Source organism: Acinetobacter sp. YH12023 (genome assembly GCF_013420135.1).
GTDB classification, from domain to species: domain Bacteria; phylum Pseudomonadota; class Gammaproteobacteria; order Pseudomonadales; family Moraxellaceae; genus Acinetobacter; species Acinetobacter amyesii.
Map to the genome: position 1 here is coordinate 176,183 of NZ_VOYU01000002.1, position 19,172 is coordinate 195,354.

23 protein-coding genes are annotated in these 19,172 nt (G+C 44.7%); 14 read left to right on the top strand and 9 right to left on the bottom strand.

The annotated features are described in order from the left end of the window. Positions 1-73: 73 nt before the first annotated feature. The 3 genes from FTT92_RS02405 (at position 74) to FTT92_RS02415 (ending at position 1,387) form a co-directional block, all read left to right on the top strand. Positions 74-562, top strand: coding sequence for a heme-binding protein (locus tag FTT92_RS02405; protein WP_171263817.1), 489 nt, complete (start codon positions 74-76; stop codon positions 560-562). 10 nt (positions 563-572) lie between these two features. Next, on the top strand, positions 573-974 hold the full coding sequence (gene uraH, locus FTT92_RS02410; RefSeq protein WP_004981585.1) for a hydroxyisourate hydrolase: 402 nt from the start codon (positions 573-575) through the stop codon (positions 972-974). Positions 975-1,132: 158 nt separating this feature from the next. Beyond that, a complete protein-coding gene (locus tag FTT92_RS02415) occupies positions 1,133-1,387 on the top strand; it encodes a TIGR03643 family protein (protein WP_078194347.1) in 255 nt (84 codons plus the stop codon). On the opposite strand, the gene FTT92_RS02420 is transcribed toward FTT92_RS02415, so the two are convergent. Then, the gene (locus FTT92_RS02420; protein WP_180171331.1) at positions 1,384-1,536 is read right to left on the bottom strand and encodes a DUF2256 domain-containing protein; all 153 of its coding nucleotides are present in this window, start codon (positions 1,534-1,536) and stop codon (positions 1,384-1,386) included. The genes FTT92_RS02415 and FTT92_RS02420 overlap by 4 nt on opposite strands. Before the next feature lie 3 nt (positions 1,537-1,539). Next, positions 1,540-3,063 carry a cryptochrome/photolyase family protein gene (locus FTT92_RS02425; RefSeq protein WP_180171332.1) on the bottom strand — a complete coding sequence of 508 codons (1,524 nt, stop codon included), beginning with the start codon at positions 3,061-3,063 and terminating at the stop codon, positions 1,540-1,542. Between the two features lie 397 nt (positions 3,064-3,460). Here FTT92_RS02425 and nudC point away from each other — a divergent pair, with 397 nt between their 5' ends. The 9 genes from nudC to FTT92_RS02470 all read left to right on the top strand — a co-directional run bounded on the left by nudC (position 3,461) and on the right by FTT92_RS02470 (position 12,576). Next, complete coding sequence (gene nudC, locus FTT92_RS02430; protein ID WP_180171333.1) at positions 3,461-4,234, top strand: NAD(+) diphosphatase; 774 nt, start codon at positions 3,461-3,463, stop codon at positions 4,232-4,234. 169 nt (positions 4,235-4,403) lie between these two features. After that, complete coding sequence (locus tag FTT92_RS02435) at positions 4,404-4,952, top strand: lipocalin family protein (RefSeq protein ID WP_092819540.1); 549 nt, start codon at positions 4,404-4,406, stop codon at positions 4,950-4,952. Between the two features lie 135 nt (positions 4,953-5,087). Next, positions 5,088-6,074 carry an acyl-CoA desaturase gene (locus tag FTT92_RS02440; protein ID WP_180171334.1) on the top strand — a complete coding sequence of 329 codons (987 nt, stop codon included), beginning with the start codon at positions 5,088-5,090 and terminating at the stop codon, positions 6,072-6,074. Further along, positions 6,071-7,354, top strand: a complete 1,284-nt coding sequence (locus FTT92_RS02445) for an NAD(P)/FAD-dependent oxidoreductase (RefSeq protein WP_180171335.1) — start codon at positions 6,071-6,073, stop codon at positions 7,352-7,354. Before FTT92_RS02440 ends, FTT92_RS02445 begins: the two co-directional genes overlap by 4 nt. A gap of 9 nt (positions 7,355-7,363) precedes the next feature. Then, on the top strand, positions 7,364-8,158 hold the full coding sequence (locus tag FTT92_RS02450; RefSeq protein WP_180171402.1) for a DUF1365 domain-containing protein: 795 nt from the start codon (positions 7,364-7,366) through the stop codon (positions 8,156-8,158). Then, positions 8,155-9,351 (top strand): cyclopropane-fatty-acyl-phospholipid synthase family protein, encoded by a 1,197-nt coding sequence (locus FTT92_RS02455; RefSeq protein WP_180171336.1) that lies wholly within the window; start codon positions 8,155-8,157, stop codon positions 9,349-9,351. The genes FTT92_RS02450 and FTT92_RS02455 overlap by 4 nt, the downstream gene beginning before the upstream one ends. Positions 9,352-9,376: 25 nt before the next feature. Continuing rightward, positions 9,377-10,156, top strand: coding sequence for a DUF1295 domain-containing protein (locus tag FTT92_RS02460; RefSeq protein ID WP_180024885.1), 780 nt, complete (start codon positions 9,377-9,379; stop codon positions 10,154-10,156). A gap of 8 nt (positions 10,157-10,164) precedes the next feature. Beyond that, positions 10,165-11,214, top strand: a complete 1,050-nt coding sequence (locus FTT92_RS02465; RefSeq protein WP_180024884.1) for a cyclopropane-fatty-acyl-phospholipid synthase family protein — start codon at positions 10,165-10,167, stop codon at positions 11,212-11,214. 39 nt (positions 11,215-11,253) lie between these two features. Further along, positions 11,254-12,576 (top strand): sensor histidine kinase, encoded by a 1,323-nt coding sequence (locus FTT92_RS02470; protein WP_373683695.1) that lies wholly within the window; start codon positions 11,254-11,256, stop codon positions 12,574-12,576. On the opposite strand, the gene FTT92_RS02475 is transcribed toward FTT92_RS02470, so the two are convergent. From FTT92_RS02475 to FTT92_RS02490, 4 genes are all read right to left on the bottom strand, one after another. Continuing rightward, the gene (locus tag FTT92_RS02475; protein ID WP_180024883.1) at positions 12,573-13,265 is read right to left on the bottom strand and encodes a response regulator transcription factor; all 693 of its coding nucleotides are present in this window, start codon (positions 13,263-13,265) and stop codon (positions 12,573-12,575) included. The genes FTT92_RS02470 and FTT92_RS02475 overlap by 4 nt on opposite strands. Before the next feature lie 11 nt (positions 13,266-13,276). After that, a complete protein-coding gene (locus FTT92_RS02480) occupies positions 13,277-13,777 on the bottom strand; it encodes a chalcone isomerase family protein (RefSeq protein WP_005177287.1) in 501 nt (166 codons plus the stop codon). Beyond that, the gene (locus FTT92_RS02485; RefSeq protein ID WP_171263815.1) at positions 13,753-14,325 is read right to left on the bottom strand and encodes a nuclear transport factor 2 family protein; all 573 of its coding nucleotides are present in this window, start codon (positions 14,323-14,325) and stop codon (positions 13,753-13,755) included. Before FTT92_RS02485 ends, FTT92_RS02480 begins: the two co-directional genes overlap by 25 nt. A 118-nt stretch (positions 14,326-14,443) precedes the next feature. After that, on the bottom strand, positions 14,444-15,325 hold the full coding sequence (locus FTT92_RS02490) for a LysR family transcriptional regulator (RefSeq protein WP_180171337.1): 882 nt from the start codon (positions 15,323-15,325) through the stop codon (positions 14,444-14,446). Between the two features lie 102 nt (positions 15,326-15,427). Between FTT92_RS02490 and trpB the strand changes: the two genes are divergently transcribed. Continuing rightward, positions 15,428-16,639 (top strand): tryptophan synthase subunit beta, encoded by a 1,212-nt coding sequence (gene trpB, locus FTT92_RS02495; protein ID WP_180171338.1) that lies wholly within the window; start codon positions 15,428-15,430, stop codon positions 16,637-16,639. Continuing rightward, positions 16,636-17,424, top strand: a complete 789-nt coding sequence (gene trpA / locus FTT92_RS02500; protein ID WP_180171339.1) for a tryptophan synthase subunit alpha — start codon at positions 16,636-16,638, stop codon at positions 17,422-17,424. Before trpB ends, trpA begins: the two co-directional genes overlap by 4 nt. A gap of 125 nt (positions 17,425-17,549) precedes the next feature. Here trpA and ribA read toward each other — a convergent pair whose 3' ends face one another. The 3 genes from ribA to FTT92_RS02515 form a co-directional block, all read right to left on the bottom strand. After that, entirely contained in the window at positions 17,550-18,152 is a 603-nt protein-coding gene (ribA, locus tag FTT92_RS02505; RefSeq protein WP_180171340.1) for a GTP cyclohydrolase II, read from the bottom strand. Between the two features lie 283 nt (positions 18,153-18,435). Then, complete coding sequence (locus tag FTT92_RS02510; RefSeq protein WP_039254797.1) at positions 18,436-18,906, bottom strand: IS5/IS1182 family transposase; 471 nt, start codon at positions 18,904-18,906, stop codon at positions 18,436-18,438. Beyond that, entirely contained in the window at positions 18,854-19,168 is a 315-nt protein-coding gene (locus FTT92_RS02515; protein WP_026438152.1) for a transposase family protein, read from the bottom strand. Before FTT92_RS02515 ends, FTT92_RS02510 begins: the two co-directional genes overlap by 53 nt. Positions 19,169-19,172: the final 4 nt, after the last annotated feature.

Consider the following 19,172-nt stretch of genomic DNA (forward strand, 5'->3'; position numbering starts at 1 on the left):
TGTAATGTGATTGTCATCCTTCAAATCATTCAGGTTGTATAAGATTTTTAAAACTTAATTCAGGGCAATCATGATGAACAAACTCAAAGGGCTTATTGCAACAGTAATGCTGATGAGTAGCAGTACTTTTGCACAATCCGTTCAATTCAATCAAGTTTATTCACTTGATTCTCAGTCAGCACGAACTCTTACGGATGCTGCGGTGACTGCGTGTCAAAAAATACAGCACAATATCGCTGTGGTGGTGGTGGATCGGGGCGGAAATACGTTAATGGCAAACAGGCATGAAACTGTCGGACCGCATAATTTGGGCGCAGCTGAAAAGAAAGCCTATACCGCCTTATCGACCAAAACGGCGACTATGTTGTTAAGTCAAAATGCCAATGAAAACAAGGATGCAAAAAATTTAACCACCTTATCTAATCTACTGCTGTTGGGTGGCGGCCTACCTGTGAGTTATGAAAATCAGGTGGTCGGTGCCATTGGCGTTGCCGGAGCAGGGGGTGCAAAAAATGACCATTACTGCGCTGAAACAGCTGTTAAGTCTATTTTCAATCCTTAAGGAATTCATCATGTTTAAAAAATTATTGCCACTTTCAACACTATTGTTGACCTCAATGACTTTCGCACAAACTAACCCTTTAAGTGTGCATGTGTTGAATCTAGAAAATGGTCTACCCTCAGCTCAAGTCGAAGTGGTACTCGAAAAAAGTACTGGGAATAAATGGGTGAAGTTAAATCAGCAATATACTGGTCCTAATGGCCGTATTACTGGATTGTTTCCTGAAAATCAGAAGCTTGAAGCCGGTATTTATAAAGTTACTTTTAAAACTGAGGACTGGTTTAAAAAAAATAAGCAAGATACTTTCTTTCCTGAAGTTCCTGTAATTTTTAAGGTAGATGGAAGTGTCAGCCATTATCATATTCCTCTACTTTTAAGTCCTTATGGATATTCGACTTATAGAGGTAACTAAGACTTAACAGGGCTAGTTTAACTAGCCCTTTTATTCGTGCTGAGTCCGTAAACTAGAGAAAAATCACAAAAAATTCATGATTGTATTGTTATTCTTTTAGTCAGATTAAAGTCGATAAAGCTTATTGACGCTTCGTGATGATTAAAAACGAGAATGGTATGAATCAATTTTCTGAAGAGGACTTATCCAGAATTATAGAAATGGCTTGGGAAGATAGAACTCCTTTTGAAGCTATTTTATGTGAGTATGGTTTAAATGAAGCGGCGGTGATCCGCTTGATGCGGCAAAATATGAAAGCATCGAGTTTTAAAATGTGGCGTGGACGCGTCACCGGCCGAAAAACCAAACATCTGCAACTGCGTTCACCCGACGTGATACGGGCCTATTGTTCACGGCAATACAAGCGTTTCTAAGCGTTTGATTTTGACCGCTGTCTGGACTCACGTTTACATCGTTCAGAACAGTATCTGACTTCCTCCCAGCAGCGTTGCCATTTTTTGCGCCAAGTAAAAAGACGCAAACAGTGCATACAGATTTTTTCAGGAAGATGCTGTTTTTTCATGGTTTATAACTCATCAATCCGGCTAAGAAGCTGCTGGGCATGGCTGATAATCTTCTGCCGATCTTTCAGTTTGTCCAGCTGACGATAGATCATGCCCATACGTGGATGAGTACGGAATGTTGCTTCATGCCGGATCATGAAATACCAGTACAGGCTGTTGAACGGACAGCTGTCCGGTTCGGTACGGGTTTTGACCTTGTAGCTACAGTGTTTGCAGTAATCCGACATCTTATGGATATAATTGCCCGAAGCCCCATAGGGTTTGCTGGCCATCAATCCGCTATCGGCATGCATTACCATGCCCAAGGTGTTCGGTAGTTCTACCCATTCATAGGCGTCGGCATATACTGCCAGATACCATTCGCTGATCTGCTTCGGGTCTATACCAGTTAATAAGGCAAAATTTCCAGTCACCATCAAACGCTGAATATGATGTGCATACGCATGCTGAAAAGTATTACGGAAACATTCAGCCATGCAGTTCATCTGAGTGCGGCCAGTCCAGTAAAATTGTGGCAACGGTGTTGAGTACTGCAGCGCATTGCGACTGGCATACTCAGGCATGTACAGCCAGTAAATTCCACGGACATATTCGCGCCAGCCGAGGATCTGCCTGATAAAACCTTCCACTGCATTCAGTGGTGCATGACCGTTATAGTAGGCCGCTTCTGCCGCATCACAGACTTCTTTGGGCAGTAACAGACCACAATTTAGATAAGGCGAGAGCAGGCTGTGAAACAGCATGTCTGCACCCTGAACCATGGCATCCTGATAATCTCCAAAATGCGGCAAACTGTGGGTAATGAAATGCTCAAGTGCAAGCAGAGCGTTGTTACGTGTGGTGGCCCAGCGGAAGTTGTCAAGGCTGCCAGAGTGAAGCGGAAACTCGCGCTCAACCAGTTGCAGTACATCCAGATCAATCTGATCGCGTTCAAAATGAAGTGTTGGAGGCAATGGTGGAGTGCCTGACCATGCCTTGCGATTGGCGCTGTCATAGTTCCACTGTTGTCCAAGCGGCTGCTGTCCCTGCATCAAGTAGCCGGTCTGCTTGCGCATTTCCCGATAAAAATATTCCATGCGCAGCGTCTGGTAACGGCTAGCCCAGTGCCGGAACTGCTCCGGACTGCAGAAAAAACGCTCATCATTCAGACACTGTACCGGCAGTTGAAGATGCTGGCTCCAGTACTGTTCAATCTGCTGCTGCAGGCGGTATTCTCCGCATTGGGTCATGACCAGTTCTGTGACGGGGAACAGCTGTTGCTGTACCTGCACAAAATCCAGCAGGCTACGAATCGGACTGCCGGATTGAAAAGCATGGTAACGTACACGCCAGCCCTCGGCCTTGAGCTCTTTGGCAAAATGACGCATGGCGCTAAAAATCAGGGCAATTTTCTGCGGATGATGGGTGACATAGGTGGCTTCCTCAACCACTTCGGCCATCAGGATCACATCCCGGGTACGGTCCAGCGCTTTGAGCGTAGCAAGCTGATGATGAAGCTGGTCACCCAGAATTAAACCGAAACGCATACCGATCTCAGAACCAGTGAAAGAGAGCGCAGTGTAAAGCCGAACAGTTCAATTTTTTGTGAAAATTTTTTTGTGAAAATAAAGATCAACCCGCATGTTGAATCAATTCAACTCTGCCAATTGAGCCGCTGGCATTGCACAGAAATCATGAGTACTGCAATAACAGACCGTTCATCCCTATAACGCTAAAACCCGTTGATGAAACTCACGTTGCATGATTCCTTAATGCATAGGTGATGTGAAAATTATGTGATTTTAATCAAAAAGATACAAATTATTATGGTTGTAATTCAGGCAGCTTGCACCTAGTATCTGGTTAGAAGTTACTCCATGTAAGCTTCCTTAGTTCTGTCCCATACACCCCTCTGTATGGGATTTTTTTTAATCAGGGAATTGTATGAGCATGCATTCAAAAGCGTATATTTTTAGACAGCAGCAATTACTGGTGGATGAGCATTTTCAGTTACCGCAGGTAGCCAGACTGCAGCACGACCTGAACCTGACGGAAAATGGCGAGGTCATTGCCCGTGACCTGAAAGAAGACGAACCGGTGCCGCAAGGTTATCAGCTGGTGCCGATTAGACAACTGGTGCAAGTCTGGAGCAGACCGCAGTTTGAACAGGCCAGCCGTGCGCTACAGTTACTGGAATGGCGCCGTAATCACCGCTTTTGCAGTAAATGCGGTCACGCCACCCAGCAGCACGCCAGCCAGTATGCCATGGTCTGTCCATCCTGTGGCTATAACCAGTATCCGCGGGTGAATCCTTGTGTAATTACCATCATTACCCGGGGTACAGATGAAATTCTGCTGGCAAAAAATGCCCGCAACAAAACCCAGATGTACAGCCTGATTGCCGGCTTTGTTGAAGTCGGGGAAACCCTGGAAGAGGCAGTCCGCCGTGAAACGCTGGAAGAAGTGGGGCTGCAGATCAAGAATATTCAATATCTGGCCAGCCAGCCATGGCCGTTTCCCAGCAACCTGATGATGGCTTTCAAGGCAGAATATCATGCAGGGGACATCCAGATTCAGGAAAATGAACTGAGCGATGCGCAGTTTTTCAAGTTTGACCAGTTACCCGAAATTCCGTTCAAGGGCAGTATCGCCTATGCCATGATTCAGCATGTGATGTATGGAACGCCTGTTGCAGATGACAGCAAAGAGTGGCTTTGAAACAGCAATCCTGTTTGGGGCTCTCAAATAAACTGCGCTAACGCCCTAGGTCCTGAATATTCAGATGGCATTTCCTGACCAATAGACCCTGAATCGCAGCATTTGATCTTCACACTTTGTTCACATCCAGCTGGGTTATCTTAAGGCTGTAATCAAACAAGGCTAAAAAATGAACATGCGATTTAAGTCTGTTTTTGCAGTGACGGCACTGGCCATCATCAGCTTAAGTACCACGATCCGAGCAGAAACTGCTGCGCCTCAGGCAGTCGATCAGGTGGATATCCAGCAGTATGCAGGCAAGTGGTATGAAATTGCGCATTTGCCGATGTATTTTCAGCGTAAATGCGTCTCAAATATCACAGCGCAATATAGCCTCAATGCCGATCAGACCATGCGTGTCTTGAATAGTTGCCGGATTGCCAATGGCGAATTGATCAGCTCTGAAGGGGTTGCCTATTCGCAAAATGCGGGCAACAGCAAACTGAAGGTCAGTTTTTTGCCGCAAGGTTTAAGATGGATTCCGTTTACCAAAGGTCATTACTGGGTATTACGAGTGGATCCGGAATATAAAGTGGCACTGGTGGGTGGACCAAGCAATAAATATCTGTGGATTTTATCGCGTGAACCGCAACTGGATGAAGCCACCTATCAGTCCTATCTGGAAACCGCAAAACATTATGGTTATGACGTGACAAAACTGATCAAATTGCCGCATTAATCTGTTACCCTTTTGCCGAACTGCCTAGTCTCTCTACAGTTCGGCTTTTTTTATTTACTTCACATAAAATTCATATCTGACTGATTACACTCATCAAATAGAATAAAGACAATCGCTTGAAAATAGGATGAGTCCATGTTGAACAGTCTGATGCGATGGATAGACAGCTGGTCTACACCCACAGCGCCCGAAACACTGACGGCTGAAAACAGCAAGATTCAGTGGCTGCGGATTTTACCCTTTATTCTGTTGCATCTGGCCTGTTTCGCCGTGTTCTGGGTGGGAGTGTCGTGGTTTGCGCTGGGCTTTATGCTGCTGTTCTACCTGATCCGCATGTTTTCCATTACGGCTTTTTTCCATCGTTATCTATCGCATAAAACTTTTCAGACTTCGCGTCCGGTACAGTTCCTGTTTGTATTACTGGGCACCATGAGCGCGCAGCGTGGTCCGCTCTGGTGGGCGGCGCATCACCGCTATCACCATCGCTATACCGATACCTTGCAAGACCCGCATTCCTCGACGCATGGTTTTTGGTACAGCCACATCGGCTGGTTCTTAAATGAATACAACTTTGCTACGCGTAAAGAAGTCATTAAAGACTGGCTGAAATATCCGGAACTGATCTGGCTGGACCGTTTCAGCTTAATTGTGGTGCTGCTGACCGCGGGCGGGATTTATGCGCTAGGGGAATGGCTGGCCATCACCTGGCCGCAACTCGGCACTTCCGGCCTGCAATTGCTGGTCTGGGGCTTTATGGTCTCCACCGTGTTACTCATCCATGCCACCTTATGTATCAATTCATTGGCGCATCATTACGGCAGCCGGGATTTTGACACTGAAGATCACAGCCGCAACAATTTATTTCTGTCCATTATTACCTTGGGTGAAGGCTGGCATAACAATCATCACTATTATGCAGGCAGCACCCGGCAAGGCTTTTACTGGTGGCAGATTGATGTCACCTATTATCTGCTGAAACTCATGTCTTGGCTCGGGCTGGTCTGGGGACTCAAGCCGATTCCGGCACGGGTCTATGAAGCCAGTAAAATTGCCCAGGCTCGGAAACAGAAAAAAGCCGCTACGGCAGGCACTCACACGATTCAATCGAAGGAATCACCATGAAAATTGCGATTATTGGTTCAGGTATTTCCGGTCTGTATGCCGCCTGGAAACTCAGCAAAGTGCATGAAGTCACGGTCTTTGAAAAGAATAATTACTTTGGAGGCCATACCGATACCCATCAGCTGAATATAGACGGCGAACAGGTCGCAGTAGACAGTGGCTTTATTGTGTTTAACGAGCACAACTATCCACTGTTCTGCGCCATGCTGAAAGAACTCGGGATTCAATCGCAAAGCAGTGACATGGGCTTTTCGGTGAACAATCAGGTCACGGGCTTGCAGTACAATCCATCGAAAAAATTCTCGCTGCTGTTTAGACCGCAAAACTTTTTAAAGGCTGATTTTCGCGCGATGTTGTCGGATCTGTTCCGCTTCTATGCCGCCAATAAAGATCTGGATGTGGAGCAGGTTGATGCACAGCTCAGTATTGATGAATATCTGAATCAGCATGGTTATTCTGAAGCCTTCCGTCAGGAACATCTCTATCCGATGTGTGGAGCGCTGTGGTCCTGCCCGGTGGAGCAAGCCGGACAGATTCCCTATAAATTTGTGGTGAGCTTTTTCCAGCACCATCGCATGTTGCAATTAAAAGACCGGCCGTTATGGCTTACGGTCAAGGGGGGATCAGCTCGCTACGTTCGTGCGATTCAGTCCCAGGCGAATATTACCTTCCGCAAGATGGGTGTTCTGCATGTATCCCGCAGTGCCAATGATGTACTAGTTGAAACAGCACAGGGCACCGAACGTTTTGACTGGGTCGTGTTTGCCAGCCATGCTGATGATAGTCTGAAATTACTGAAAGACCCTTCTGCGCAGGAACTGGATGTACTCGGTAAGTTCCGCTATCAGGATAACCGTATGGTGGTGCATTCCGATACCCGCATCATGCCCAAATCCAGACGCCAGTGGGCCAGCTGGCATGTGCATGTGACGCCGAGTCAGGCTGCTGAACATACCCCATTCCAGCACAGCGGCATTCATTATGGTTTCAGTTACTGGATGAACCAGCTGCAGAACCTGAAATGCAAAACCCAGGTCTTTGCCACCCTGAATCCTAATTTTGCCCTGGATCCGAAAAAAGTCTGGGTAGAGCGGTATTACCGCCATCCGGTGTTTGATGCCCCGGCGATTGAAGCACAACAACGCTGGGCCGAGGTCAATGCCCAGAACCGCACCTCATACTGTGGCGCCTACTGGGGCTGGGGCTTTCACGAAGATGGGGCGCGCAGCGCAGCCTGGGTGGTCGATCAGCTATTGCAGCAGACTGAGCAGGTGGCCTAGGAGCACATGATGCAGATCTATCCACTGGCGATCGCCGCTGCCGAAATTCGGCATCGCCGTTATTTGCCCAAAGCCCATGCTTTTGAGACCCAGCTGACCTATTTATGGTTTGATCCGGATCAACTCTCGACCTTTACCCGAAAATCCTGGCTGTGGTCCTCTAGCCGCTGGAATTTCCTGACCCTGGATGAGCGTGACTTTCTGACTATGGAATGTGGCTCGATTCGGCAGAAGATTGCACGCTTGCTAATCAAGCGGGAAAACTATCTGTTACCGCATGCCGCGTCCATCCGGGTCTTGGCTCTGCCACGTACACTCGGCTTTCGCTTTAATTCTGTAGTGTTTTATCTGGTCTTTAGTGCCACCGACCAGTTGCTTTTTGTGCTGAGTGAAATCACCAACACACCGTGGAATGAAAGACAGGTCTACATTCACGACTGCCGAAACAATGCAGACGAACATGCGCCGTACCAGAGTCACCAGTTTGACTTTAAAAAGTCCTTTCATGTCTCGCCGTTCATGCCGATGGGGCTGGATTATCGCTGGCGTTTCAGCTTTTCAGATCGGCAGAACGTGATTCATATGCAGCTGTTTCAGCAGGGAGTCTTGCAATTCGATGCCACCCTGAAATTTTCCTTGCATGCCATCACGGTTCCTTCACAGCAGTATCGTTATGCTGTACTGAAAGTTCTTGAACCCTTCAGGATGGTCAGCGGAATTTATCTGCACGCCTTTCGTTTATGGAAAAAGAAAATTCCGTTTTACCGACATCCTAAAAAAGAAAAAGGAAACACATTGCGATGAAAACACTATTCATGGGAGAGCAAAGCACACTGCCGGTGGTACTGCGCCACCTGCTGAAATTACGCCATGGTCAGCTGATTTTTAAAGGTGTCTGGAACGGGGCTGTCGGGGAAAATAGCGATTTACAGGCGGTGATACAGGTGCATGATGTCCGTCTGATGGATCTACTGTTCCGTAATGGCGTACTGGGTGCTGCCGAAGGTTTTATCCGTGGCTACTGGAGCAGTGAAGATCTGGTCGATGTGATCCGCATTTTGGCACGTAACCGCGATGTGCTGGATCTGATGAATCAGAATGCAGTGGCCAAAGCCAGCCAGTTACTGTTAAAGGTCTGGTATAAATCGCGCAAGAATTCGATTGATGGCAGCCGCAAAAATATTGCCGAGCATTATGACCTGAGCAATGACTTTTTCAAGCTGTTCCTGGATTACAGCATGATGTATTCCAGTGCGGTGTTTAAAGAGCCGGGCATGAGCCTGGAACAGGCTTCGGATTATAAAAAAGAGCTGATCTGCCAGAAACTGCAACTCAAACCGATGGATCATTTGGTCGAAATTGGCAGCGGCTGGGGCGGTTTTGCCATTTATGCCGCGCAGCAGTATGGCTGCAAGGTCACCACCATCACCATTTCCAGAGCACAGTATGATGAAGCCGTAGCTCGGGTCGCTGCAGCAGGACTGTCACATCGCGTGACTGTGCAGCTGAAAGACTACCGTTTACTGGAAGGCAAATACGACAAGCTGGTGTCGATTGAAATGATCGAGGCCGTGGGTGAGCAGTATTTGCCGACCTATTTCCGCAAATGCCGTGAGCTGCTGAAACCGAACGGTCTGGCCCTGATTCAGGCCATCACCATTGAAGATGCCCGCTATGCCAAGGCCCTGAATACCGTGGACTATATCAAGCGCTATATCTTCCCGGGCAGTTTTATTCCCTGCATCAGCGTCATGACCCAGGCCGCGTCCGAACAAAAACTGCGTCTCAAGCATCTGGAAGATATCGGTCAAAGCTATGCAGAAACCTTAAAGGTCTGGCGTCAGCGTTTTCTCTCCCAACGTGATCAAGTTTTAGAACTCGGCTTTGATGAGCGTTTTATCCGCATGTGGGATTTTTATCTGTGTTATTGCGAAGGTGGCTTCCGCGAAGGCGTGATCAGTGATGTACATCTGCTGTTCGAAGCCAGTGCCTACTAAGCCAAGATAAAGCAGGAGGGCCGAAATGCTGCTGAACTTACTGATGCTGAATGTCTTTATCATGCTCTGTAGCTGGGTGTTGGTGACCTATAACCGTAGAGCAGGGCTGGTCGATGTCGCTTGGAGTTTCAGTATTGCCCTCAATGTGATTATTGCCGCTTGGGCGATTGACAGTGCACCGATGTTGGTTCGCTTATTTCTGGGACTGGCGAGTGGGATCTGGTTTTCACGGCTGACTTGGCATCTGTTACGGCGCTATGCCAGTGAAACCCAAGAAGACACGCGTTATGCCAACATGCGCCGAGCGATGGGGGAGTATCAGCATCTTGGTTTTCTGGTGTTTTTTATATTTCAGGCAGGATTGGCTCTACTGTTTTCTTACCCAATGCTGAAGCTGTTAAGTATCTCGACCGAGCAATGGAATGACTGGACTTTGGTCACTGTGATTGTGGCGGGCATGATCATGCTATCCGCTTTGATAGGCGAAAGCACTGCCGATCAGCAACTTTACCGTTTTAAGCTAGATCCACAGAATCAAAGTAAAACCATGGATCAGGGTTTGTGGAAATATTCGCGCCATCCGAATTATTTTTTTGAATGGCTGCATTGGTTTGCTTATCCAGTGCTCGGTCTGGCAGCAGGATGCTATGAATTATGGATTTATCCACTGCTGATGTGGCTGTTTCTGTACTACATCACCGGGATTCCCTTTAGTGAACAACAGGCGCTGGCACATCGCGGCGACAACTATAAAGACTATCAACGACGAACTTCAATGTTTATTCCGTGGCCACCCAAACAGTAGGTAAATACATGGACTTTATGATTCAACAATCTTTAAAACTGGTCGAAAGTGGCAAGCTGCCCGATTCAGTCATTCGCGCCGGCATTCGCAGCCTAAGCAAAAAACGTCTGGCACAGGAAGGACGCTTTGACCCGGCACTGGCAGCTCGGCGCTATATGGATGTGCTGCATATGCTGAAAAACAGCGAGATTGCCATCGAGACCGAAAAGGCCAATCAACAGCACTATGAACTGCCCACCGCATTTTTCCAGGCGGTGCTGGGCAAGCGTCTGAAATACAGCGCTAGCCTGTTTGAACATACTCATACCACCCTGGATCAGGCGGAAGAAGCCGCACTGGCCAGCTATTGCCAGCGTGCACAGTTAAAAGATGGACAGGATATTCTGGAAATTGGCTGTGGCTGGGGATCGTTGAGTCTGTATATGGCCGAGCATTATCCCAAGGCCCGCATTACGGTGGTGTCGAATTCCTCGACCCAGCGCCAGTATATTCAGGAACAGGCGCTTCTGAAAAAACTGCAGAACCTGACGGTGATCACCTGCGATGTCAATGTACTGCAACTGGAACCCGCGTCCTTTGACCGCGTAGTTTCGGTGGAAATGTTTGAACACGTACGTAATTACCAGAAACTGTTTGAAAATATCAGCAGCTGGCTGAAAGCGGATGGTCTGCTCTGGTGCCATATTTTCTGTCACCGTTTCCTGCATTATCCGTTTGAAGTGAAAAATGAATTCGACTGGATGTCGAAATATTTCTTTAGTGGCGGACTGATGCCGGCAGCTTCGACCTTTCTACATTTCCAGCAGCATTTGCAATTAGAGCAGCACTGGCAATGGGCCGGCACGCAGTATGAACGCACCGCAAATGCCTGGCTCGAGAACATGGACCGGAAACAGGACGAGCTGCGCCCCTTATTTGAACAGACCTATGGTGTAGATGCCGCCATCTGGTGGCAACGCTGGCGGATTTTCTTTATGGCCTGTGCCGAACTGTTCGGTTATGAGCATGGACGCGAGTGGGTGATCGGTCACTTTCTGTTTAAAAAGAAAACCGTATAATTGAATGGCGAATCGGATGGGGTAGCGGGGAATGCACCAATGTTAAAGCTGTTCAGGGACAAACACGATCATCCTCTGGGTGAGGTGTTTAACCGCTACTACTGGCTGCAAATCGGATTCATTGCCCTGTCTGTGGTGATCGGGATTGGCTGTAGTGCTTGGGTAATCAAGGGTTCCCTGCTCAGAACTGCGCTAGAACAGGAAATGTCACACTACTGGCAGCGGCTGGAACGTAATCCGGCTGCTGAACTGCCCGACACCAAAAACCTGTATGGTTACCGCTGGAGCGATCTGCCGCCAGTCCAATTTCGCCACATGCAGCTTGAGCAAGGGGTGAACCGGCATTTTGTCGATGGCAAGGAGCGCATGACCGTGTATGGTGAAAAAGACGGACAGCATGTGCTGCTGGTGTTTGGCGAAAGCAACGTCAACAAGCTGGTCTGGCTGTTTGGTCTGGCACCGCTGATGGTCAGCCTGTTTGTGCTATATAGCGTATTGTGGTGGTGGAACCGTCGGGCCCGACGTTATTTTTCCCCGATTACCCGGTTGGCCAATGCGCTGGAACATATCGACTGGGAACATCAGAAAAATCAGGCTTCGCCTTTTCAGGACATCCGCACCGACTCCAATCTGGAAGCTGAATACCTCAAGCAGGCGCTGGAAAAATATCATCAGGTATTAAGCGAATTTATTCAGCGTGAGCGTGAATTTACCGGAGATGTCAGCCATGAGCTGCGCACGCCACTGACCATTTTAAAAGGCAATGTGCAGCTATGTCAGGCACGCTATGGCGACAACAAGTCCTTTACCCGCCTGCATAACACCATTGAAGACATGCAGCTGCTGGTCGATACCTTGCTGGCGATTGCCCGCAATACCACCAATACTTTAACTGCTGAACCGACCATGCTTTCAGAATGTCTCGACAATCTGGTGCAGGATCTAGAGAGTGTCAGTCATAACAAAGGCATGCAGATTGACCTGCAAAAAGACCTCGATGAACAGCCGCGTAAACTTTATCCATCTATGACCAAAATGGTGTTTGGTAATATTCTGCGCAATGCGCTGAACTATTCACAGGGCACAGAAATTGATGTGATTCTGGAAAAAAATAAAGTGCTGATTGCTGACAATGGGGTAGGCATGCCTTTACCTAATAATTCTAAGGTTCAGGAACTGTCTGGCCAGCAGCTACAACTGGAAATCAAAGGGCATGGCATTGGATTGCAATTGGTGCAAAAGCTATGCAAACAGCTAGGTTGGCGTGTGGAGCTGTTTGACAGGCAATATTATCTTGGCACCCATCAGAATGTTGACCTGACAATGACCACTGGACTGATTGTCGTTGTGTACCTAAATTAGGCTTCATCTTCGAAAGCAATCTTTAAACCAATCCCAGATATGGTGTGAATCAGCTTTTGTTCAAAGGGTTTATCGACCATTTTGCGTAAATTATAGATATGACTGCGCAGAGCATCACTTTCTGGCTCTTCGTCACCCCAAAGCTGCATCATAATTTCCTGTTTGGTCAGTACTTTAGGAGAATGACGCATCAATAGCTTCAAAAGTTTAAACTGAATCGGAGGCAATTCAATGTTCTGCCCAGCTCGAGTTAGCTGTTGTGTTGCGGGGTCCAAAATTAGGTCATGAATTTGCAGACGACTGCTAGATACTTCACCCAGGGAGCGTTTGATCAGGGCCTTGACCCGAACCACCAGCTCGTTAAAGTCAAAGGGCTTGACCAGATAATCATCCGTGCCGGAATTGAAGCCTTTGAGTTTATCATCCAAGGTATCCCGAGCGGTAAGCATCAAGACAGGTAAGTCCAACCCCTCTTCATTGCGTAACCACTCGCACAATTCATAACCAGAACCATCAGGCAAATTAATGTCTAGTAGCAAGATATGGTAGCGTTGCTGTTTCAGTAATTGTCTAGCAGCAGTCAGATTGCGGGCATGATCGACCACAAAGCCATGTTCTTCCAAAAACTCGCATAGGGTAGAGGCCAGTTCATAATGGTCTTCAACCATCAGGATAAAATGTTTCGACATAGCGGCAGATACTAATTTAATAATTGCTGTTTTAATTTAGCACTAAATGGCTGGGGACCCAGCCATATATTAAAATATTGTTGTGCCAGAGGATGTTTAAGCTGCCCTAAACTTTGCTGGTTCAAAGATAAGCTCAGGGTCTGTGTAGCATGATTGTATTTTAAACGGTACAGGTCGCCTGATCTGACCGGACGATACAAATCAGTGATTGGGTTGAATAGAGCATGTATTTTTGCGTCTTTAACATTACGTTTCAGTAAATGTGTGGCCGCACGTTTAAATGCCCATTCCGGAATATTCTGGGTATAGGAAAAGTCCATCTGTATATTTTGTTTTTCCCAGGACTGGCTACAGTTTTGTGCAAAATAACTGGCCATACCGACCTGTTTTTGACCCACCATCAGCGGACCATTGCCGCATTGATTCAGGCTTTGTGCCTGTGCCCATGGACAGAAGCTACATCCCATCACTAACGCTGTACTAATCGCTATTTTTTGAAAGGCAGTAGCCATGAGTAGACTCCTCCAACATAAGGCAGGGAACGGTACAGGCCATTCGCAGGGTCCCAGAAATCCTGCTGGAAAATAATCTTGTTGTTTTCGTTAATCTTGATTTCACTGATACCGTAAGAGTCCATACTGCGGGTCGTGCCGAACATTTTAAAATCATAGATCATATGCCAGTGCACGTAGGCAGAGTCCTGATAATAAGAAGCGTTTAACAGCTTGACGCTGACCTTGCTGACCCGTTTGTTCATGCCTTGAAAGTGCTCGAGTAGATTTTGACGGGATGAAAATTGCGATAGGGTATCGTTAATAAACAGCTGGTCGGCATACAGCGATCCGGCTCTTTCCACAAATTCTGGTGTGCCCAAGGTATTAAAAGCTGAGGTAAAGCGGAGGCCGATATCCTGAGCTTTAGCCTGATCCAGCGCTATCCCCTGAATACCGTTTCTGGATTGGGCGTAATCGGCTGAATAACTGGGAATACTTTTACATCCGGCTAACAACAGAAGCGGCAAGGATAAGGCTGTAGCAATTAGTGTTTTTACAAGTCTCATCATCAGTGTCCGTATGAAGTGTATGTTTATACCTTAGGCAGCAAAGCGTGAACAGAATGTGAAATAGACGTTATAGATGAGCAATTGAATAGAATTTTTCAAATCAAAGATTAAATGTTTAACTTTTTTCTTCGGCCATTAACCAATCAATGATATTCATAACATCACGATTTTCGTTATTTTTTCTGACCATTGCATAAAAATTATAGTCACAATAGATAAAACCAAAAGGGGCAATGATCTTTCCATTTAACATTTCTTTTTCTACTAGAATTTGAGGTGCTATGGCAATTCCTAACCCAGACACGGCACCCTCTATCATTAAATTCAGACTATCAAAATAACGGTCATTGGATTTTGGGGAAAAGCTTATTTGAAACTGATCAAACCATGTATGCCATGCACTTTTATTTGAGTGGGTATGAAGTAATGGATAGTTTAAAAGATCATTTACGGAATGAAGAAGATTTATTTCACGATTACAAATAGGACCCATGTTATCGGGAAATAACAGATATTTATTCAAAAAGTTGGGAAGTAGATGATGCTCACTGACGCTATTGATAAATATATCAACCTTCTCTTTTTCTAACAATTTTAAGTCATTACATGTCATTAATTTTATATGGATATTGGGATAAATGACTTCGAGCTTTTCTAATCTCGGAATCAGCCAATTTGCCATAAAACTATGAGAAGCACCTATGACAACTTCTACTTCAGATGTCTTAGTAGTTAACTCAAAGACGCATTGTTCTAAACGATTAAAAAGCTGCGTACAAACGAGCGATAATTCTTCGGCATCCGCCGTCAGAGAGATGGTCGAGGAATGTCGAATAAACAATTTTTTATCCAACCATTCTTCTAACTGCTTTATTTGATGGCTAATCGCGCTATGGGTTACACATAATTCTTCGGCAGCTAAGCTGAAACTTTTATTTCTGGCGACAGCTTCGAAAGCTTTTAAGGCATTAAGCGGAGGTAATGTTCTGCGTTTCATGTTGTAAAATTTTCTAACACCATAAGCTCAAAATATATCAATTATCAGAAAAATGAAAATATTTTAAGATCGAACGAGTTTTGATAGTAAAAGAGATATGAGATGACAACCCCTTATACAGGTAATGGTCCTGATGACTTGGGATTTTTTGGTAAATTTGGCGGATCTTACATGCCAGAGAGCTTAATGCCAGCACTTCAAGAATTAGAGCAAGCCTTTAATACAGTTCGGCACAAACCTGAATTTTGGGCTGAATATCAGCAGATTTTAACGGACTTTGTTGGTCGTCCTAGCCCTCTTTTTTATGCAAAAAACCTAACAGCTTATGCAGGCGGCGCTCGAATATATTTCAAGCGAGAAGATTTGAACCATACGGGTGCGCATAAGATCAATAATTGTGTAGGGCAAATCTTATTAGCCAAATTTATGGGCAAAACCAGAATCATTGCAGAAACGGGTGCTGGTCAACATGGGGTTGCAACAGCAACGGTTTGCGCGCTGTTTAAGATGAAATGTACCATTTTTATGGGAGAAACAGATATTCAGCGCCAACAAATGAATGTTGAACGTATTAAATTACTCGGTGCTGAAGTCAGAAGTGTTCAAAAAGGTCGTGGGACTTTAAAAGATGCCATGAACGAAGCATTACGTGACTGGATTCGTCATGTGGATACAACCTATTACCTATTGGGTACGGGTGCAGGCCCTCATCCATATCCCACCATAGTGAGAGAATTTCAGAAAATTATTGGTTTAGAAGCCAAAAACCAAATACTCCTGAAAGAAAATAGACTGCCTGATGCTCTAGTTGCTTGCGTTGGTGGGGGATCAAATGCACTAGGGTTGATGCATCCTTTTCTAGAAGACCTAAATGTCAAAATGTTTGGCGTTGAGGCGGGTGGAAAAGGAACAAATAGCGGTGAACATGCCGCCTCTATTTGCAAGGGTCAAGTCGGTGTGCTGCATGGCAATTTAACTTATTTATTACAAGATTCAGATGGGCAGATTTTAGAGGGGCACTCTATATCAGCTGGCTTAGATTATCCTGGTGTTGGTCCTGAGCATGGTCTTCTGTTTGAAACAAGACGTGTTACATATACGGCGATCACCGATCAAGAAGCGGTAAATGCCTTTCAGCTTTTAAGTCGACAGGAGGGTATTATTCCTGCTCTTGAGAGTTCTCATGCGATTGCATATGCGATTCAACTTGCTCAAGAAATGCAGCCAGAACAGATCATTATTGTCAATTTAAGTGGCAGAGGAGACAAAGACTTAAACACGGTCAAAAAATATCTTGCAGGAGCTACAGCATGAACCGTCTAGATCAAAAATTAGAGCAATTGAAACTGGAAAATCGAAGCGGTCTGGTCTGTTATTTTACTGCTGGAGATCCTAATTTTACAGAAAGTTGTCGTCTGTTAAGCCAATTGGGTCAAGCAGGGGCTGACATTATTGAAGTGGGTATTCCATTTTCTGATCCAGTGGCAGATGGAGAGATCATTCAGGCAGCGCATCTTCGGGCTTTAGATGCAGGTCAAACGGTAAAACAGACCATTGAGTTGGTAAAAGTAATCAGGCTGCATGATGACCAGACACCAATAATTTTCATGACTTATTTAAATCCGATTATGCAATATGGTTTTGAGACACTTATCGCTGAAACAGAAAATCTTATAGATGGAATATTGATTTTAGATGCTCCATATGGATATCGAGAAAAATTTGAGGTGCAATTAAATGAAAAAAATATGCATTTAATTGCAATGACTGCGCCGACGACCCCAGTTGAAAGGTTAGAGCAAATTTCAGCGCGCGCGACAGGTTTTTTATATCATGTTGCAGAAAATGGCTTAACAGGAGGAGACTTCAATCTATCTAATCTTGAGAAAAAGATAACTGAAATTAAGCCAATTTTTAATATTCCAGTTGCAATTGGCTTTGGGATCAAAAATGAAAGCCATGTTAAAGCACTAGCCAATAAAGTAGATCTTATTATCATTGGCTCAGCGCTTGTCGATACTTTTTTTAATAAGGGAATGAATGCTACTTTAGAAAAAGTGACGGTTTTTGCACAGATACTGAGACAAAATAAAGAATAGTCAGGCAGCTTTCATAAATCTTCTTTAAAACCATAATTGAATATAAAACAATATTTTATCTTGTCCTTCTCCCGAAAGGGAGATGGAACTTTATACGTGGATATTTTTCTAAAAGTGATCGCTTTTTAAAAATCACTATTATCATATAGATGTGACATGCGTTTTTGCTTTGTTTCAAGATAAGCTTTGTTAAAGATATTTAAACCAACTTTTAAAGGAATACGTTCAACAACATTAATTCCTAAATCAGTTAAAGATTTAATTTTAAGGGGATTATTTGTAATGAGTTTTACATTCTTTATTTTTAAATAATCTAACATAATGGTACACATATCATATTTACGAGCATCTGCTGGTAAATTTAATAATAAATTGGCGTCAAGAGTATCATGTCCTTGGTCTTGAAGGGCGTAAGCTCGAATTTTATTGCTTAGTCCTATGCCGCGACCTTCTTGGCGTAAGTATAAGATCACACCTTGACCTGCATCATTAATCATTTTCATGGTTGATTGTAATTGAGGTCCACAGTCACATTTCAATGAAGCAAAAGCATCACCTGTTAAGCATTCTGAATGAATTCTAACAAGTACTGGTTGATTAGAAATAGTATTCATGACTTTGGCAAGAGCAATATGTTCTTCACCAGTACTTTGGTCTTGAAATGCTATAATTTCAAAATTGCCAAATGCAGTAGGTAGTTTTGATTTTGAAACAAATTCTATAGCCATTGAAGAATACACCTATATAAATTTATATTTGATACGATTTACTTAATCTATCTTAAAAGCATCGGCTAAATTTTTTACAATTATAAATTTCAGCGTTTTACTCTCAATTAAAGAGTATGTATCTGATAGTGAATTTTATGTGAAATGTTATTTAGAATATTTTTATTAGCGTTCTGCTTTGTTGCAAAAACACTCAAAAGCTGAGGCTTGTCTAAACCATCAATATTTAAGATAAGTTGGTTTTTTGTATAGTTAATTAAATTTATTAGATTTCTTTCATAAGTCATTTTTCACTCAGCTCCAAGTTATAAATTCCAGCAATTAGATTGAATCTTAATGCTAGTCTTTTGCCTCGATTGCGATATCGCTCAGCAAGAATTTTGAAGGTTTTCAAACTGCCAAATACATGCTCAATTCCAATTCTTCTTTTATTGATTTCCTGATTATAGATTTTTAGTTCGGAATCCAGTTTACAGCGCTTCTTTGCTTTTAATGGCAACAAGCTATTTGGATACACTGTATAAATTCCCTGATAACCCTTATCCGCAAGGATAAATGCACCTGCAGGAATCTGATTCAAGTTACGTTTGAAGAGTTCGAAATCATGTACGGCACCACGACTCGTACATAAACTCAGGATTTTTTGAGTTTGATAATGAATGATGGCCTGTACTTTGAAAGTGTGGGTCTTTTTCTTGCCGCTATAGCTTTTCTTCTGTTTTTTTAGGCCTTTGGATTGGAATTTCTGTGGCATCCACGATCACAACATTCCAATCGATGCCTTCGCCCTCGGGTAAATCTTTGGGTAAATTAAAGAGATTGGACCGAATCAGGCAGTCTTCAACATGACGGACAATTCTTGAGGCTGTGGGCTCTGAAACCCCGTAGCTCGTCGCAACGTGAAATAAGGTTCGGTATTCCCGCCAATAGCTTAGACAGAGCAGAACCTGGTCTTCCAGGCTTAACTTGGGCGGTCTGCCTTTGGCAGGGACATGTTTCTTCAATTGCTCAACCATCAAA

What these genes read in the sequence shown, in the direction of transcription:
- FTT92_RS02405 (WP_171263817.1), top strand. Translation starts at nt 74, where the DNA reads ATGAACAAACTCAAAGGGCTTATTGCAACAGTAATGCTGATGAGTAGC.
- uraH (WP_004981585.1), top strand. Translation starts at nt 573, where the DNA reads ATGTTTAAAAAATTATTGCCACTTTCAACACTATTGTTGACCTCAATG.
- FTT92_RS02415 (WP_078194347.1), top strand. Translation starts at nt 1,133, where the DNA reads ATGAATCAATTTTCTGAAGAGGACTTATCCAGAATTATAGAAATGGCT.
- FTT92_RS02420 (WP_180171331.1), bottom strand. Translation starts at nt 1,536, where the DNA reads ATGAAAAAACAGCATCTTCCTGAAAAAATCTGTATGCACTGTTTGCGT.
- FTT92_RS02425 (WP_180171332.1), bottom strand. Translation starts at nt 3,063, where the DNA reads ATGCGTTTCGGTTTAATTCTGGGTGACCAGCTTCATCATCAGCTTGCT.
- nudC (WP_180171333.1), top strand. Translation starts at nt 3,461, where the DNA reads ATGAGCATGCATTCAAAAGCGTATATTTTTAGACAGCAGCAATTACTG.
- FTT92_RS02435 (WP_092819540.1), top strand. Translation starts at nt 4,404, where the DNA reads ATGAACATGCGATTTAAGTCTGTTTTTGCAGTGACGGCACTGGCCATC.
- FTT92_RS02440 (WP_180171334.1), top strand. Translation starts at nt 5,088, where the DNA reads ATGTTGAACAGTCTGATGCGATGGATAGACAGCTGGTCTACACCCACA.
- FTT92_RS02445 (WP_180171335.1), top strand. Translation starts at nt 6,071, where the DNA reads ATGAAAATTGCGATTATTGGTTCAGGTATTTCCGGTCTGTATGCCGCC.
- FTT92_RS02450 (WP_180171402.1), top strand. Translation starts at nt 7,364, where the DNA reads ATGCAGATCTATCCACTGGCGATCGCCGCTGCCGAAATTCGGCATCGC.
- FTT92_RS02455 (WP_180171336.1), top strand. Translation starts at nt 8,155, where the DNA reads ATGAAAACACTATTCATGGGAGAGCAAAGCACACTGCCGGTGGTACTG.
- FTT92_RS02460 (WP_180024885.1), top strand. Translation starts at nt 9,377, where the DNA reads ATGCTGCTGAACTTACTGATGCTGAATGTCTTTATCATGCTCTGTAGC.
- FTT92_RS02465 (WP_180024884.1), top strand. Translation starts at nt 10,165, where the DNA reads ATGGACTTTATGATTCAACAATCTTTAAAACTGGTCGAAAGTGGCAAG.
- FTT92_RS02470 (WP_373683695.1), top strand. Translation starts at nt 11,254, where the DNA reads ATGTTAAAGCTGTTCAGGGACAAACACGATCATCCTCTGGGTGAGGTG.
- FTT92_RS02475 (WP_180024883.1), bottom strand. Translation starts at nt 13,265, where the DNA reads ATGTCGAAACATTTTATCCTGATGGTTGAAGACCATTATGAACTGGCC.
- FTT92_RS02480 (WP_005177287.1), bottom strand. Translation starts at nt 13,777, where the DNA reads ATGGCTACTGCCTTTCAAAAAATAGCGATTAGTACAGCGTTAGTGATG.
- FTT92_RS02485 (WP_171263815.1), bottom strand. Translation starts at nt 14,325, where the DNA reads ATGAGACTTGTAAAAACACTAATTGCTACAGCCTTATCCTTGCCGCTT.
- FTT92_RS02490 (WP_180171337.1), bottom strand. Translation starts at nt 15,325, where the DNA reads ATGAAACGCAGAACATTACCTCCGCTTAATGCCTTAAAAGCTTTCGAA.
- trpB (WP_180171338.1), top strand. Translation starts at nt 15,428, where the DNA reads ATGACAACCCCTTATACAGGTAATGGTCCTGATGACTTGGGATTTTTT.
- trpA (WP_180171339.1), top strand. Translation starts at nt 16,636, where the DNA reads ATGAACCGTCTAGATCAAAAATTAGAGCAATTGAAACTGGAAAATCGA.
- ribA (WP_180171340.1), bottom strand. Translation starts at nt 18,152, where the DNA reads ATGGCTATAGAATTTGTTTCAAAATCAAAACTACCTACTGCATTTGGC.
- FTT92_RS02510 (WP_039254797.1), bottom strand. Translation starts at nt 18,906, where the DNA reads ATGCCACAGAAATTCCAATCCAAAGGCCTAAAAAAACAGAAGAAAAGC.
- FTT92_RS02515 (WP_026438152.1), bottom strand. Translation starts at nt 19,168, where the DNA reads ATGGTTGAGCAATTGAAGAAACATGTCCCTGCCAAAGGCAGACCGCCC.